Raw genomic sequence first — 13339 nt, forward strand, 5'->3', positions numbered from 1 at the left:
GAAATAGCTGACCTCGACCGCGCGTTGTGGGTTCTGCAGCAACTGCCCGACCGATGGGTGGGTGAACAGGGCGCGCTGAATTGCCTTGGCGTGTTTCATCTGCGCCTGCGTGATCGGCTGGCGCTGGTCGTTCCCATTTTTCCAGGCGCTGATCACTTCGTCGGCGAATACCGCAGTTGGCAAAATCGTTTTGATACGCGCGGCCATATCCTCTTTGCTGCCGCTGACCGGCAACGGCGCCGGAATCGCGCGCTCTTTCTCGACAAACTCCGGATCGATGGTCGCCAACTGTTCCAGCAGTGCGTCGCGGCCGCCGGTGGTTTTCAACGGCGCCGGCAGGGTGGCGTTGTACTCTTTGATGCAGGCTTTCATCGCCGTGGGGGTGATTTTTGCGTCCTCTGGGATGCTCTGAAATTCCGGCGGCAGCAGCATGTAGAACTGGCCGATTTCGTCAGCGTTGCCGCCCAGCGCATACGGCGCTTGCAGGGTGGCGTTATGCTTCTCGATCACGGCGCGCAGCGTTTCGGCGTCGGTCTGTTTCGGCAGGGTGGCGTTGTGCTGTTCGATAAATGCGCGCATCGATGCTGTATCTGTGAATGCCCCCTCGGGGATCACAGGCTCAACGCTGAATTCCTCGTCCAGCTTTTCAGGTTCTAGCGCCAGCGCGTGAACCAACGAGCCGAACGTCAGCGCATCGGTGCGCTCGCGCTGTATGGTTTTGATAACGTGGCGGCCGTGGTAATACATCAGGCTGATCCGCGCGTCCTTTGCCATCGTGCTGCTGATGCCGTTGGCGCTGTGATAGACCTCGTTCGGAATATCCAGATAACGGCCGGGCTCGAAGTATGCAGGGGCTGCCGGTTCTTCCCGGCGCGGTGCGTTGACGACTGCCGCGGCAGGCTCGTTCTGTACTTCGGCTGGCGCCGCGGTATTTACGTTCTCACCTGACAACTCCGCCGTTTCGCCTGACACATCGGCCGTTTCCGTTGACGAATCCAGGAATTCGCGAACATCGTCGCCGGTTGTGGCGCCCGCGGCGTCGACCTTGGCCAGTGGTGATGCGGCGAACATTTCGGCCGGGTCATAGCTAAAGTGCCCGCCACCGATGCTGCGGAGTTCGCCGGGTTGCTGCCGCGCGACTTCCGTTTTTACGCCCTCATTTGAGGCGTCAACCCGCTCGGGCGCTGGGTTTTCCTGCTGACGCGCGCCGCTGCCGGCTCCGTCGGTGGCTGCGGCCATTTCCCGACATTTTCGCTCTGATTCCCGACGCGCTTCCTGCAGATAAAACTCAACGCGGGAATCGATGTAGGCAACGCGCGGATCCTTCTTATCCTGCCATTCCTCCAGAATGTCGAAGGTGAGGTGATGAACATCATCGGCAACCAGCTGGTTGAATGGATCGCACGGTTCGATCTCCTTGGCCAGCAGTCGAGCGATGGAGCCGTGCGAAACGTCTCCGATGGCAGTAATCAATTCTGCAACGTCGCGTTCATCCATAACACCAGTCGTTCCGGCCAGCGCCGCACGTATTTCAGCCCGAAGCCATGCGCGGCGCTCGGTCTCGAACTCGGCGACCACGTCATCTTTTTCACCCGGATTTGAGGCCGTTTGTTGCGCTTCGGCGCCAGTTTGTTGCACGCTTTCCGCGTTTTGTTGCGCAGGTTTACCGTCGACTTCGATCAGATTGGCGTTGATGTAGCTGCGCAGCGCACCGGGGGTAACGTGCAGGTTTTCTTCGGCCCCGCGGATTAGTGCAACAATCGCCTGTCGGGAGAACTGCAAAACGCCAGGCGTGGCGCTGAGCTGCTCATTCCACGCTTTCAGCGCCGCATCGTTGCGTTTTTTCATCTCGGTGACCGCGCGGATGATGGCGCCCGGCGGGTTTGAAATGTCGAAATCAGACGGATACAGCGCGCAGCCGATTACGGTTTCCAGCATCTGCAGAGAGTCGATCGGCGTGCCGGTTGCCGGTTCGGCGCCGTTTGTGAGGATTGCGCCGGATTCGGTGCGCAATGGCCCCTCAGGCGCGGTTTCGGCTGGTTTGGCGCCGCCGGCCGCTGAGGTTTGCCACTTCGTGATAACGCCCGCGCGCTGTTCTACCGTAGCGTCGAGGTATTCGGTGGCGAATTGGCACAGTTTGCCCAGCTCCGGCACCTTGCCGAACGGTGGCCAGATGGCTTTCATGCCCGAGATCGCAGTGATCGGCATTTCCGGGTAGGTGTGTGCGAACTGTTTAAGGCTGGTCAGCGCCAGAATGACGTTTTGCGGGTAGCGCTGCGCATCGTCCATCACCAGAGCTTTGGCCGCGGCCAATTGCTCGTCGTTCAGCTTCAGGCAGTTATTGCCGTAAAGCCACGCCGCGGCGATCACCGTGTGCTTGTCGAGGTTAGACGCGAAGTATTCACCTGCAGGTTTTTGCTGCTCCTGCACCACCTGCGGTTTTTCGGTGCTCCTGCCGTTTTCTGCTGCGCCTGCACCACCTGCAGGTTTTGTCATGTAGGGATACAGTTTCGGGAATGCCACGGACGGATCGAGCGTGTCGCGCGGCACACAGGTTTTGCTGGCGTCGCTTTCCAGCGCCCAGGTAAGCCAGAATGTTTCGCTGAATTCGCCCTCGACGGGCAGTTCGTCGACGACTGGAAAATCGATGCGTACCGGCGCGAAGTAGTCGGCTTTTGAATGGCCAGCTTCCATGAAGAGAAAATCACGTTTAGTCTCCGCGTGATCGTCAGACTTCGCCTCAAAGTACGTAAAAAGATGGTTTTTCCCAGACTTCTGTTTTGCCCTGTAAAGATAGGCTGCAACATTTTGCATTGTGTAGTTCTCCTAGGTTTAGGTACAATGCCAGCCGATCAGTGATCTGCCTCGGTTGGTCATTGGTTATGCTCCGGTTGCTGGGGGTGGTTCCCCGGTAACCCGTCGCCGGGACGTAAAGCCGGTAGACTGGCCCGCCTTGTGCGGGCCTTTTTACTTTCTAATCGCAGTAACTACGGTTGCAGTGTGGGCAGTAAATAACATGGGTGTTTTTTGCTTCGTCCAGCGAAATACCAGTTTCATACCCACGCAATCCGTGTTGCTGGTAAATATCTTTTTTGCAGCGAAAACAGATCCCATCATTTGGCGCGAAATGTGGAACGTGTTTATTGTTGCAATATTCCTTTTGAGCATTGCGTGCCGCGACAGGCGAGAATACTTTCGGTGTCATAGGTCATCACCGTAAGAAACCGTGAATCCTTGTTCCTCTAACCACTTCTGGACATAATCTTCACCAATAGCTTCAAGCAATTCTTCTTTATCGTATTCACCGATAATAGTTTTCGCATCGATCGCTTCGGTTAATTCAGCGCAGTAAAGCTCCACTTCCAAATCAGAGCGAAAGCCGGTTTTTACAATTGAGCCAATGCTTTCTACTTTCACGGTAATGTCGATAGCCATAAATATACTCTCCATTGAGTATCAGGTTGATATTGAAATGCGCCCTGCGAGTTGACGCCCCGGAAGGGAAACGCTTGACACATTTCAATAACTTAAAAAGCCCCGCCAGCGACGGCGGGGAAGACTACACGCGGCAATCAGTGGATGGCGATAACGTTGATGCTTACAGTACGGGCTGCCTCTTCTTGCGTAATGAGGTTAATTTCCAGTACGGGTTTGATGCGTTCAAAGCGACGGATGACGGCTTCTATCGCACACAACTCGCAATGGCGATACCCAATATCTTTGCCGTTATGAGTAATAGCCAATGGCCGTGGGTTTTGATGTTCATTTTCAGGCAGTGCGATATAACCGGCGGTTTCGCCATTCGAAAATACTTTTGCGACGTTATTGCTGATTTGTTCCAATTTGAAAATAACGGTCTTGCTCATTGGTCATACTCCGATTTTAGGTAATGGGGATCCGTGGCTTAATTAATAAGCCGAATAGAAATTAATTAGGTTGCCGGTTACGTTTCCAGCGTCGTATTACCTACCTCTACGGGCGGGAATATACGACCGTTCCCTGGTGTTGCATTTTCAGTGGGTTCCGGCGGGCTCGAAGTATGCCGGAATACTGCGAGTTTCAAACGGCGACTTAATCGCACGAAGATTACCGGCAGGTTCGAAGCGATAGACTTGGCGGTGGATATCGTAATGTGCCACCCAGGCCGCGCCGGTGCGCTTATTGCGGAAGCTGGTGGCCTTACCGCTGTGTGGAATTGCTGTGCTGATCATTGGTTATGCTCCTTTAAACAGTCCTGTGCTTATGCATTTACCATGAAATTACGAGCTCCAGTTTTCCCCGTGGCGGATACATAGGCGGCGTATTTGGGGTTTTCCATCCCTTTAAATGCTCCCGCCAACGGCTCAAGCAGGGAGTACATTAGCTCGGCAAAGTTGGCGCGTTGGTCTTCATTGAAAGTCACGTATTCAATCGCCATCTGTTGTTGTTTCACGAAGAAACTCAGGATTTCTTCGTGAATGGTATGCATGATTTCATCTACTGACATTTCGTTGGTAACGCGCGTTTTTACGTTTACGACGATAGCCGCCGCTAATTTTTTGAATTGTGCGATCTGCAGTGCTGCGTCTACGTTTGCCATCGTGTAATCCTCTGCTGCGTGGTTGGTCATTGGTTATGCTCGCCGTCTTCCCGGCTGCCCTCCGGTCTTTCCCGGTGTCAGAACTTTTGCCTATCGCGCCGTAGCTTTCGATGTGCAAATAATAGCAATGCTAATTTAAATGTAAAGATCAAATGCATTAAAAAATGCTGATAATGATTATCTCATTGTTTAAAAACGAAAAAGAAAGTGGATTTTAAGCGTAGGAAAAGGGCGCTACAGACATGTAGCACCTCAATATTCGGGACTGGGGGAGGTTTGGTTGATTATTTAATGCGGTTTTTAGAGGCTAAAATTTTCTCAAACGCCTCATTGTAAAGCTGATTCATACCACGGAGATTTTCGATGAGTTTACTCTGTTCAACTTCGGGCAAGATCTCGAACAGGTTTAATAGCTCTGCCTCTTTGTCATTGATTAGTCGCCATCCTTTTCCGTCAAACTCTTCGTCGTAGCTACCAGAAACACGAACGTAATCCATTGAATTTTTTAGTTCTGGTCGTATGTCTTCAGGTTTTACGCGTAATAATTCAGCAAACTTGATTACGGCGTCCGTGTTCAGTGGCGCTCTACCGTTTATGTAGTGACTCACCGATGCCTGGGTACTGAAACCCATCATGTCTGCGGCAATATCCTGCGTTAGCCGCAGCGCTGTTTTCTTCTCGTTCCAGATGTCCTTCAACCGCTGGGCTGCTAGGAGATCTTCAGGACTAAGTGGGGGTCTTTTGCTCATACCTCAATTCTATTGGTATCACTAATTTTTGATAAATGCGGTTGATCTTTTCTTTTTTATTAGCAATGATAATTGCGAATGTTAACTGTGACCACAAGGTATTCTTATGGACTTAAAAATCTACTTGAAACAAAACCGGATCCCCCAGCACAAATTTGCGGCCCTTGTGGGCACAACTCAGGGCTGGGTGAGTTTGGTAGCCAATGGAAAATATATTTTGACTGGTGAGACTGCAATCCAATGGGCAAAAGCTACAGATTGGACTGTTACACCCCATCACTTAAACCCAAAAGCTTACCCGAACCCTACTGACGGACTACCTCAAGAGAATGATGGTAGCACCGAGGCTGCTTAAGGATTGATGTATGAAAATCAAACATGGGCAGATGCGCGAAGCACTGCGCGGATGGGCTACTGAAACAACTCAGCGCACGGTCGCTGTGGAGATTACCCGCGCTTATTTCGATCTGCAGATGCAAGAGCCACACCTGGTACAAATCGAACGCTCTGACGGCAGCGTTGATGATGCTGCATGGCACAACAACAAACAGCAGCTTTTTCGCTGGCTTGATGGCGATAGTGCTTCTGCGCAGCAGAAAATTCAGCAGTTGCAGCCCGCGATTCTTGCTGCGCTGCCAGCGGAGCTGCGCGCCCGACTGGTTGCCGGTAATAGCATTGAATATCTGGCAATTCGTGCGCTGAAAGAACATCAAGAGGCGATAGCGGCGGCGTTGCTGCACGCGTCACCGGCAGATTTTGAAAGAGAGTGCGATGAAGCCGAACGCAGTTTGTACGAACTACGCCGCGCCTATTCAGCACTGCACTAACCGGAGCATAAACCAATGGCTAACTTTTCAAGAGAACAAGTTGAAACGCAAATCCGCGATCAATTGGTACGTGATGGACACCCTGCTGATGTGGCGCGTTCCGCCGCTGTGCAGGGTGCCAATCATTACCTAACCCGTCCAAACGCGACGATCGCCAGCAGTCTAGCTGTCGCAAAGACGTACGCAAAGCCGCTAAAGCGGGTGAAGGGCAAACCGGATCGCCCGCATGTACCAGGGCGCCGAATGGGGCGCCGCTGATTATGTCCTGGGATAAATTCTTCCGCTGCTATGTCGGTGACTGTGTGGATCTCATACAGAAAATGCCGGATAAGGCTTTCCACACCTGTGTTACGAGCCCGCCATATTACGCGTTACGTGACTATGGCGTTGAGGGGCAGATCGGTTTAGAGCCGACGCCGGCGGAATTTATCAAGCGCCTGGTTGATGTATTCCGCGAGGTTCGTCGCGTGCTGCGCGATGATGGCACGCTGTGGATCAACATGGGTGACAGCTACGCGGCCAGATTCAGTGGAAATAATGGCTATACAGATGGCCGGACAAACCGTAATGAGCGCCGCGCGGCTGGTGTGCCGGATGGGGCAAAACGGAAGGATATGCTCGGTATGCCGTGGCGTCTCGCTTTCGCCCTTCAAGACGATGGCTGGTATCTGCGGCAGGATATTGTCTGGCATAAAACAAACCCGATGCCTGAAAGCGTGCGCGACCGCTGCACAAAGGCGCACGAGTACATTTTTCTGCTTAGTAAGCAGCCCAAATATTACTTTGACCATGAAGCCATCAAAGAGCCGGTCACTGGCAATTCACACCCGCGCGGTAAAGGCGTGACGCCAAAGAGTAACGCCAATGCCTTCGGTAACCGCAATAACGCGTCATTCTCAGCGGCAGTTTCTGGCCTGGTGGAGCAGAGAAACCGGCGAACAGTGTGGTCAGTTCCAACGAGGCCATTCAAAGGCGCGCATTTCGCCACATTTCCGCCAGCGTTGATCGAGCCGTGCATTCTGGCCGGTAGTCCTGTCGGTGGCGCTGTTCTCGACCCGTTTGGTGGTAGCGGCACAACGGCTGGCGTCGCGGCGGCACATGGCCGTAAGGCGGTGCTGTGTGAGCTTAACCCTGAATATGCAGCGCTTGTGCCCATCAGGGTCAATGACATAGCCAAATCAATCACAGACACACGAAACACCAGGAACAGCTAATGGCGGCACTTCCGTACATGCAGTTTTATGTTGCCGATTACCTGGCAGACACCATGCATCTTTCAACGGAGGAACACGGCGCGTACTTGCTGCTGATATTCAATTACTGGCAGACCGGTAAGCCATTGCCAAAAAACAGGCTGGCGGGAATAGCGCGGCTTTCCAACGACCGTTGGACGGATGTTGAACGGTCGTTGAACGAGTTTTTTATCGACGATGGAAACGCATGGGTTCACCAGCGGATTGAGCGTGATTTGCTCTCTGTTAAAGGTGCTCAATCGCAGCGCAGTGAAGCAGGAAAAATATCTGCGCAGAAACGATTGGCGAAAAAAAACAAAGGAAATCAAAGTCAATCCAACGACCGTTCAACGGGCGTTGAACGAGATGGCAACGACCGTTCAACGAATATAGATACAGATACAGATAAAGAACTAAAAGATAAACACCTCTTGTCTGGAGCTGAAAAATCACAGCTCCAGACCAGTGACCCTGTGTTTATCACGTTGCCGTTGAACGACGGGACTGAATTCCCTGTTACCGAACCGATGCTGGTCGAATACGGGGAGCTGTACCCATCGGTCGATGTGGGGCAGGAGCTGCGCAACCAGCGGGGGTGGCTACTCAGCGAGCCCAGTAAACGCAAAACCAAGCGGGGGATCAAAAGATTCATAACTGGCTGGCTCTCCCGAGAACAAGACCGGGGGCCAAAAGCGAAAGTTTCAACAGGAGAAAATCATGCGGAATTTCGACCAAATCAGAACGATCAGCGCTCGTACTACGAGCAATTCACCGAATGGGAGCAGAAGCAGCCAGGAGCCGCCAGTCTGGGTTCTATGGGGGGTGATGTTCAAGATGTNGCTGGAATGTGAAGAATGGCAATCGACCCTCGGAGCTGTGGGAGGCACAGGTCAACTCGATGACGAGTGAACACCTCACGAGAGTTTGCGGTGCCATTACAGAGCGGTGGAAGGCTGGCAACCACTGGCCACCGGACTTTGCTGAATTCATGGTGCTGGTAGCTGAATGCACCGGTGGCGTACTTGGCCTGACAGTCGACGACGTTCTCGCAGAAAACAAGCGCTGGCGTAACGAGTTCTACCGGTACAGCAGCACGGAGGCTTTCCCATGGAAACATCCGGTATTGTACCAAATTTGCATCGTACTGAAACGAAAGGGGATTGATTTCAAGCTTACCGAAAAGGAATTGCGGGATCTGGCAGGAAAGGAACTGGCCTACTGGGAAAAACGGGCAGAAAGCGGCTTGCCGCCTCCGCCGATCCGCCGCCAACTTGCAGCACCAAAAGCACCACCCGGCCCCACACCGGCAGAACTTGCCTACGCGGAGTACAAGCGCAAAAAGAATCTGGGGTAACACAATGAACAACCATCTAAAAACCGGAGCAAACCCAATGACCAAGAGAATTGCAATCCATGATTTTGTCGATCTAATTATCGGCAAAAAACTTACCGCTCGTAAAATTATGAGCCTGATTACAAAACACCACCCTGGCTGCGAGCCGACGTTCGACAGTCTCCGCCGTCGGTTAATCCGCATGCAAAAATCGCCGTATGCATCACTGCAGGTATCCATCGAGGGCCGTGAAAAAAAATTCAAACTGGTGAGTGTCGACGCGCGTTTTTTTAAGTACTCAGAAAGCGCATCAGCCGCCATCAAAACTCGCGGTAAGCGACCCGGGGCTGCGCGGCCACCGCACTCGCCGGCAGAACTGAAATATTGCCACATGCACAAAATGTTTGACCAGGCGTTGAGAAGCGTGCGCGGGAGGGTTTCAACGTGTGGAGGTGGAGCGTGATTAGTTCCGAAGACAACAATCGCCCAAGCACTCTGAAGCCAGAGGGGCCGTTTGTCCTCATGACGTTCGAGGGGGACGATATTCTGACAGACGATCGCGGCATCGTGATGATGAATGGGAAGCCGAAATGGGTTGGTGTTGGCCGCCTGTATTTTGAGCGCGATCTGGGCGAGCACAAAGTCAAATACTGGACGCGAGAGATCACAGAAGCGTATTCGTTCAAAACGATAGACGAAGCGACGATTCAGCTTTGTAAGTTGAAGAATCCAGAATTAATCAGAGTGCGTAAGTTGGCGCAGGAGGCCCAGCATGGCTAAGCCAATCGTCAGATCTAGAACCGGCGCAAAGGTCACACTCACTCTTGAACTGACAAACCTCGGTTCATGGGGGCCAGATTGCAAAATTGACCAAGTATACAAGCAGGCATTGGACCAAGCCGTCGGTCGCTTGGGTAGGCTATTCCAAGGGCAATCGGATATACGGATTGTTGGCAGGCCAGTCGTTCAGGCCATAACGACAGAAGTTGAGGTGAAATCGTGAAAAACTCACTCGCTGACCTGGTTAATCACCAGTTCATGATGCTTGAAAGACTTGGCGATCTGTCACTGAAAGGGGAAGAGCTGGCGGAAGAAATAACTCGTGCCAAGGCTGTATCGGAAGTGGCTGGCACGATGATCCAGACCTACCGTGTCGCGTTGGATGCTCAGAAAGCTGTTTATGACGGCTACGCTGGGCGGGTGCCGAAAGTATTGGGGATCGAAGAATGAGAAAATTCACCGATATGCAGGTTTTATGGTTGAAAGAAAATTGCAGAGGTCTTTCATATCAGGAATTAACTGAAGCACTTAACTATAGGTTTAATTGCAGCCACACAAAATTATCGGTTAGAAATAAAATAGTCTCTATGCGTCTTGGTAAAACGATAAGGCTAGAGCGTCAGTACACGGAGGCGCAATTATCATTCCTGTATACCAATCGAGAACTCCCCTATGTTGAATTAACCCAATCGTTCAATAGAATGTTTGGCGAGAATAAAACCGAGGGTGCTATTCGAGTAACTATGCGAACTAACGGTTGGGGAAGGCATTGTAACCGCTCAATTCGGCAAGATAGGAAGATAGAAATAAAAGGTCGAAGGCTGCCATTAGATAATTACGTGTGGGAGTGCATAAATGGACCAATCCCCCTGGGGTATACCGTTGTACATTTGGATGATGATGTTGAAAATAACGACATTGATAACTTGAGGTTGGCACCAAGTTTCACGAGGTCTGCATTTTTGAGGGCCGGCGGAGGCACAGCACCTAAGGCATTAGCCCCTGCGTTATACGCCAAAACCATGTTGCAGAACGTTATCAGGAAGATCGAGAGAACAGGAGCGGTTAAGCCGGCAGTAAGGGAGAGGGGCTAATGGATTGGTTTACTTTGGCGATTGTCCTTGCGTTGGTGACGTTCTGCGGCGGTGTGTTGCTGTTCGCCTGGCTAATGTTGAAAGTGATTTCTGATTGATGGGTTGGAGCTCTTCATCCACCGAATGAATTTTATGGTAAAACCCGCAGATTTGCGGGTTTTTTGTTAATAATCAGACGAGTATAACAATAAACCATAGTTACTATGTGCTATCGATCGGTTTGAACGATCGAAGTGTCAGTATTGATCTATGCAGCCTATTAGACAAAGCCAATCCAGCGGCTTTACTGAAACATGTGAATCCTGAATTCCATGGTGTTTCGCCTCGACAAACATTCTAACTTATTGAGGTGAAATATGATTTCAAACAAACAGCTTCTTGAATTGCTCCCATTGAATGGCCGTGCGGTTATCGAAGTTAAAAGCGGAGACATAATTTCAATTGTTACTATTCCGGACGATCATTTGATCGCCTCACTCGATGTACTTCGCGAGTTGCTAGAGCGGGCTGGTTACGTTGTACATGAGCCGCTATAATGTTGGTGTTAGCTTGAACAACTAACGCCTATCGCGCCATCAGGGAGACCAGATGGCGCAGTTAATACAGTTAGTGAAATCCGCACCGACAATCCTGACCCCGGCGACGATCGAGGCCAGCGATTTCTTGCAACGTGTGAAACTCGGTGAATGGATACAGGCTGATTTTCGCCGTGTCCGTAACTATCAATACCACAAGCGTTTTTTCAAACTTCTGCAATTTGGCTTCGACTACTGGACACCAACCGGTGGCGCATTGACGCTCCCCGAACGCCAGCTTATCGACGGCTTTGTCGGGTACCTCGTTGAAATGTCAGGTCAGCAGCATGGTGAAGTTATCAGTGCCGTTGCCGATGAATACCTGCTTAAGGTCGGCCAGCTTCGCACCCAAGAAATCGCGCTACTCAAATCATTTGAGCCATATCGGGCCTGGGCAACCGTCGAAGCAGGGTATTTCTATGAAGTAGTGCTCCCAAATGGGCTACGCCAGCGCATCCCTCAATCAATTTCATTTGCAAAAATGGATGAGGATACATTTCAGAGCCTTTATAAAGCAGTGTTCAATGTGCTGTGGAATTTCATTTTATTTCGGAAATTTAATACACAAAGAGAAGCAGAAAACGTCGCAATGCAGTTGCTGGAGTTCGCATGAAAAAGGAAGATCGCGAACATCTCCAGCGTGTGGCTGAACTTGGCTGTGTCGTTTGTCGAAATCTCGGATATGGGGCTTCACCGGCAGAAATACATCATTTGCGAAAAGGGTGTGGGGTAGGACAGCGATCTTCACACAAGCGGGCTATCCCATTATGTCCCCCGCACCACCGGACTGGTGGCTATGGCGTCGCTATTCACGCTGGGCAGAAAATGTGGGAAGGCATTTACGGAACAGAAGAAAGTCTATTAGCGCAAATTGATTCCGAATTACGCGGGGAGTTTTTGGCATGAACGCACAGCAGCTTGAATATATCCGTATTAATTTACGTGCTGCGCTGGTGGATTTATCAGGCGGAACGAAAGGGCAGCTAGAGGCATTTGCTGAGCATCCACCGGCAGATAAAGAACGAAACCCACGAAAACCTGTACACGTCGTTGCACTGGATGATGGTCGGGGAGGTGTTCGGCAGATTAAAGCAGAAAACTCAGCTTTGTATGTGCTGGAAACTCGCAGCAGGCGCAGGCCATTACCACCGATCAATGAGTACGAATTTGCTGCAGCACCTTGGCGCAGGGCTGTAAATTTACTGTCTGCACATGAACAGGCATGGGTACGTTATTGTTATGGTCATAACCTGGATTTTAAACTTCAGACACTTATTTGCCAGCATGTATGGGAGTCCTACGATAAAGAGTTAGCGGGCGTTAAACTACAGAAACGGGTGAAGTTACGGCTGATCTCTTTGGTTTGGTTGGCGGTACAAGACGTTGCAGCGAAAAACAAGAATGAGGAATACCGAGAGTATGCCGCGACGGCACTGGCGAACTTATTGGCGATTAACCGTGATACTTGGTATCAATCTTATGCCGCTCCTTGGCGGGCCTTAAAATCGATAGCTACGAGTTTGGACGAAGAGGCTTTAGTGGCGGTGAAAGGAAAAGTTGTTATTGTCGACTCAGAGGAGTGATATTGCAAAACCCGACACTTTACGCTATATTTAAGCCTAATTTTGATATGTTGCCAAGATTATACAAACCCGCCATTGAGCGGGTTTTTTTATGGGTTGTTAACCTGTTGTTTGATTTTTACACGTCAAACTGACCTTCATATGAATTGTGGGGGGGATATGTCGAAAGGCTGGCGGGTGGCGTTAATAGTTGTGACTTTGGTGCTGGGGAGTGTACTGCTCATTAAAAGCGCTAATACAGTTTGTGGTCATGAATTCATGCATGTAAGTATTTGTGGATATATACCGGATGTTCAAAGATCGGGTGTTTGAGGTAAGTCTGGTTGCAGGTACAGATTGTAAAGAAATATCAATGGGTATTGTGTGGTTATCCTGACTGCTTTAGTATTCGCGCCTCGGCCCTTTAGCTCAGTTGGTTAGAGCGCGCGACTCATAATCGCTCGGTCGCTGGTTCAAGCCCAGCAAGGGCCACCAAACCGCCATTAGCTCAGCAGGAAGAGCAACGACCATTAAGTTGTAGGTACGGGGTTCGAGACCTCGATGGCGGACCAAAGCGGGCATCGTATAATGGCTATTACCTCAGCCTT

General features: G+C 51.0%; 19 protein-coding genes and 2 tRNA genes. 14 read left to right on the forward strand and 7 right to left on the reverse strand.

All coding sequences use genetic code 11. The features are described from left to right. The 7 genes from ADK28_RS29265 to ADK28_RS16595 all read right to left on the reverse strand — a co-directional run. Positions 1–2814: RecE family exodeoxyribonuclease (locus ADK28_RS29265; protein WP_152929708.1), on the reverse strand; the 2814-nt coding region annotated here is incomplete at its 3' end. A 160-nt stretch (positions 2815–2974) separates the two neighbouring features. After that, complete coding sequence (locus ADK28_RS31600) at positions 2975–3205, reverse strand: hypothetical protein (protein WP_072270454.1); 231 nt, start codon at positions 3203–3205, stop codon at positions 2975–2977. Continuing rightward, positions 3202–3435: a hypothetical protein gene (locus ADK28_RS16575; protein WP_048796132.1), complete on the reverse strand. Its 234-nt coding sequence runs from the start codon at positions 3433–3435 to the stop codon at positions 3202–3204. The genes ADK28_RS31600 and ADK28_RS16575 overlap by 4 nt, the downstream gene beginning before the upstream one ends. A 137-nt stretch (positions 3436–3572) precedes the next feature. Then, on the reverse strand, positions 3573–3866 hold the full coding sequence (locus tag ADK28_RS31605; protein WP_152929709.1) for a hypothetical protein: 294 nt from the start codon (positions 3864–3866) through the stop codon (positions 3573–3575). A gap of 147 nt (positions 3867–4013) precedes the next feature. Then, positions 4014–4211: a hypothetical protein gene (locus ADK28_RS16585; RefSeq protein WP_048796134.1), complete on the reverse strand. Its 198-nt coding sequence runs from the start codon at positions 4209–4211 to the stop codon at positions 4014–4016. Positions 4212–4240: 29 nt separating this feature from the next. After that, positions 4241–4579, reverse strand: a complete 339-nt coding sequence (locus ADK28_RS16590; protein WP_065426253.1) for a hypothetical protein — start codon at positions 4577–4579, stop codon at positions 4241–4243. Positions 4580–4863: 284 nt separating this feature from the next. After that, positions 4864–5328: a helix-turn-helix domain-containing protein gene (locus ADK28_RS16595; RefSeq protein ID WP_048796136.1), complete on the reverse strand. Its 465-nt coding sequence runs from the start codon at positions 5326–5328 to the stop codon at positions 4864–4866. A gap of 106 nt (positions 5329–5434) precedes the next feature. On the opposite strand from ADK28_RS16595, the gene ADK28_RS30170 reads away from it, so the two are divergent. The 14 genes from ADK28_RS30170 (at position 5435) to ADK28_RS16660 (ending at position 13303) form a co-directional block, all read left to right on the forward strand. Next, entirely contained in the window at positions 5435–5683 is a 249-nt protein-coding gene (locus ADK28_RS30170; protein ID WP_075202081.1) for a helix-turn-helix domain-containing protein, read from the forward strand. A 10-nt stretch (positions 5684–5693) separates the two neighbouring features. Further along, positions 5694–6155: a toxin YdaT family protein gene (locus ADK28_RS16600; RefSeq protein ID WP_048796137.1), complete on the forward strand. Its 462-nt coding sequence runs from the start codon at positions 5694–5696 to the stop codon at positions 6153–6155. Positions 6156–6415: 260 nt separating this feature from the next. Continuing rightward, positions 6416–7369 carry a DNA-methyltransferase gene (locus ADK28_RS16605; RefSeq protein ID WP_048796138.1) on the forward strand — a complete coding sequence of 318 codons (954 nt, stop codon included), beginning with the start codon at positions 6416–6418 and terminating at the stop codon, positions 7367–7369. Continuing rightward, on the forward strand, positions 7369–8238 hold the full coding sequence (locus tag ADK28_RS29270) for a YdaU family protein (protein WP_053093513.1): 870 nt from the start codon (positions 7369–7371) through the stop codon (positions 8236–8238). The genes ADK28_RS16605 and ADK28_RS29270 overlap by 1 nt, the downstream gene beginning before the upstream one ends. Before the next feature lie 47 nt (positions 8239–8285). Then, positions 8286–8741: a replication protein P gene (locus tag ADK28_RS16615; RefSeq protein WP_048796147.1), complete on the forward strand. Its 456-nt coding sequence runs from the start codon at positions 8286–8288 to the stop codon at positions 8739–8741. Positions 8742–8778: 37 nt separating this feature from the next. After that, positions 8779–9183, forward strand: a complete 405-nt coding sequence (locus ADK28_RS16620; RefSeq protein ID WP_048796139.1) for a hypothetical protein — start codon at positions 8779–8781, stop codon at positions 9181–9183. Further along, positions 9180–9500 (forward strand): hypothetical protein, encoded by a 321-nt coding sequence (locus ADK28_RS16625; protein WP_082172299.1) that lies wholly within the window; start codon positions 9180–9182, stop codon positions 9498–9500. Before ADK28_RS16620 ends, ADK28_RS16625 begins: the two co-directional genes overlap by 4 nt. Positions 9501–9719: 219 nt before the next feature. Continuing rightward, complete coding sequence (locus ADK28_RS16635) at positions 9720–9950, forward strand: hypothetical protein (protein WP_048796141.1); 231 nt, start codon at positions 9720–9722, stop codon at positions 9948–9950. After that, complete coding sequence (locus ADK28_RS32750; RefSeq protein ID WP_075202083.1) at positions 9947–10594, forward strand: HNH endonuclease signature motif containing protein; 648 nt, start codon at positions 9947–9949, stop codon at positions 10592–10594. The genes ADK28_RS16635 and ADK28_RS32750 overlap by 4 nt, the downstream gene beginning before the upstream one ends. 588 nt (positions 10595–11182) lie before the next feature. Then, positions 11183–11782, forward strand: coding sequence for a DUF1367 family protein (locus tag ADK28_RS16645; RefSeq protein ID WP_048796143.1), 600 nt, complete (start codon positions 11183–11185; stop codon positions 11780–11782). Next, positions 11779–12075 (forward strand): Ref family recombination enhancement nuclease, encoded by a 297-nt coding sequence (locus ADK28_RS30185; RefSeq protein WP_075202084.1) that lies wholly within the window; start codon positions 11779–11781, stop codon positions 12073–12075. The genes ADK28_RS16645 and ADK28_RS30185 overlap by 4 nt, the downstream gene beginning before the upstream one ends. Next, positions 12072–12752 carry a bacteriophage antitermination protein Q gene (locus tag ADK28_RS16650; RefSeq protein WP_048796144.1) on the forward strand — a complete coding sequence of 227 codons (681 nt, stop codon included), beginning with the start codon at positions 12072–12074 and terminating at the stop codon, positions 12750–12752. The genes ADK28_RS30185 and ADK28_RS16650 overlap by 4 nt, the downstream gene beginning before the upstream one ends. 397 nt (positions 12753–13149) lie before the next feature. After that, positions 13150–13226 (forward strand) — tRNA-Ile (locus ADK28_RS16655). 2 nt (positions 13227–13228) lie between these two features. After that, positions 13229–13303: transfer RNA gene (locus tag ADK28_RS16660), tRNA-OTHER, on the forward strand. The last annotated feature ends 36 nt before the right edge of the window (positions 13304–13339 follow it).

The organism is Serratia sp. 506_PEND, from assembly GCF_001076875.1.
In the GTDB taxonomy this organism is placed as follows: domain Bacteria; phylum Pseudomonadota; class Gammaproteobacteria; order Enterobacterales; family Enterobacteriaceae; genus Serratia; species Serratia marcescens.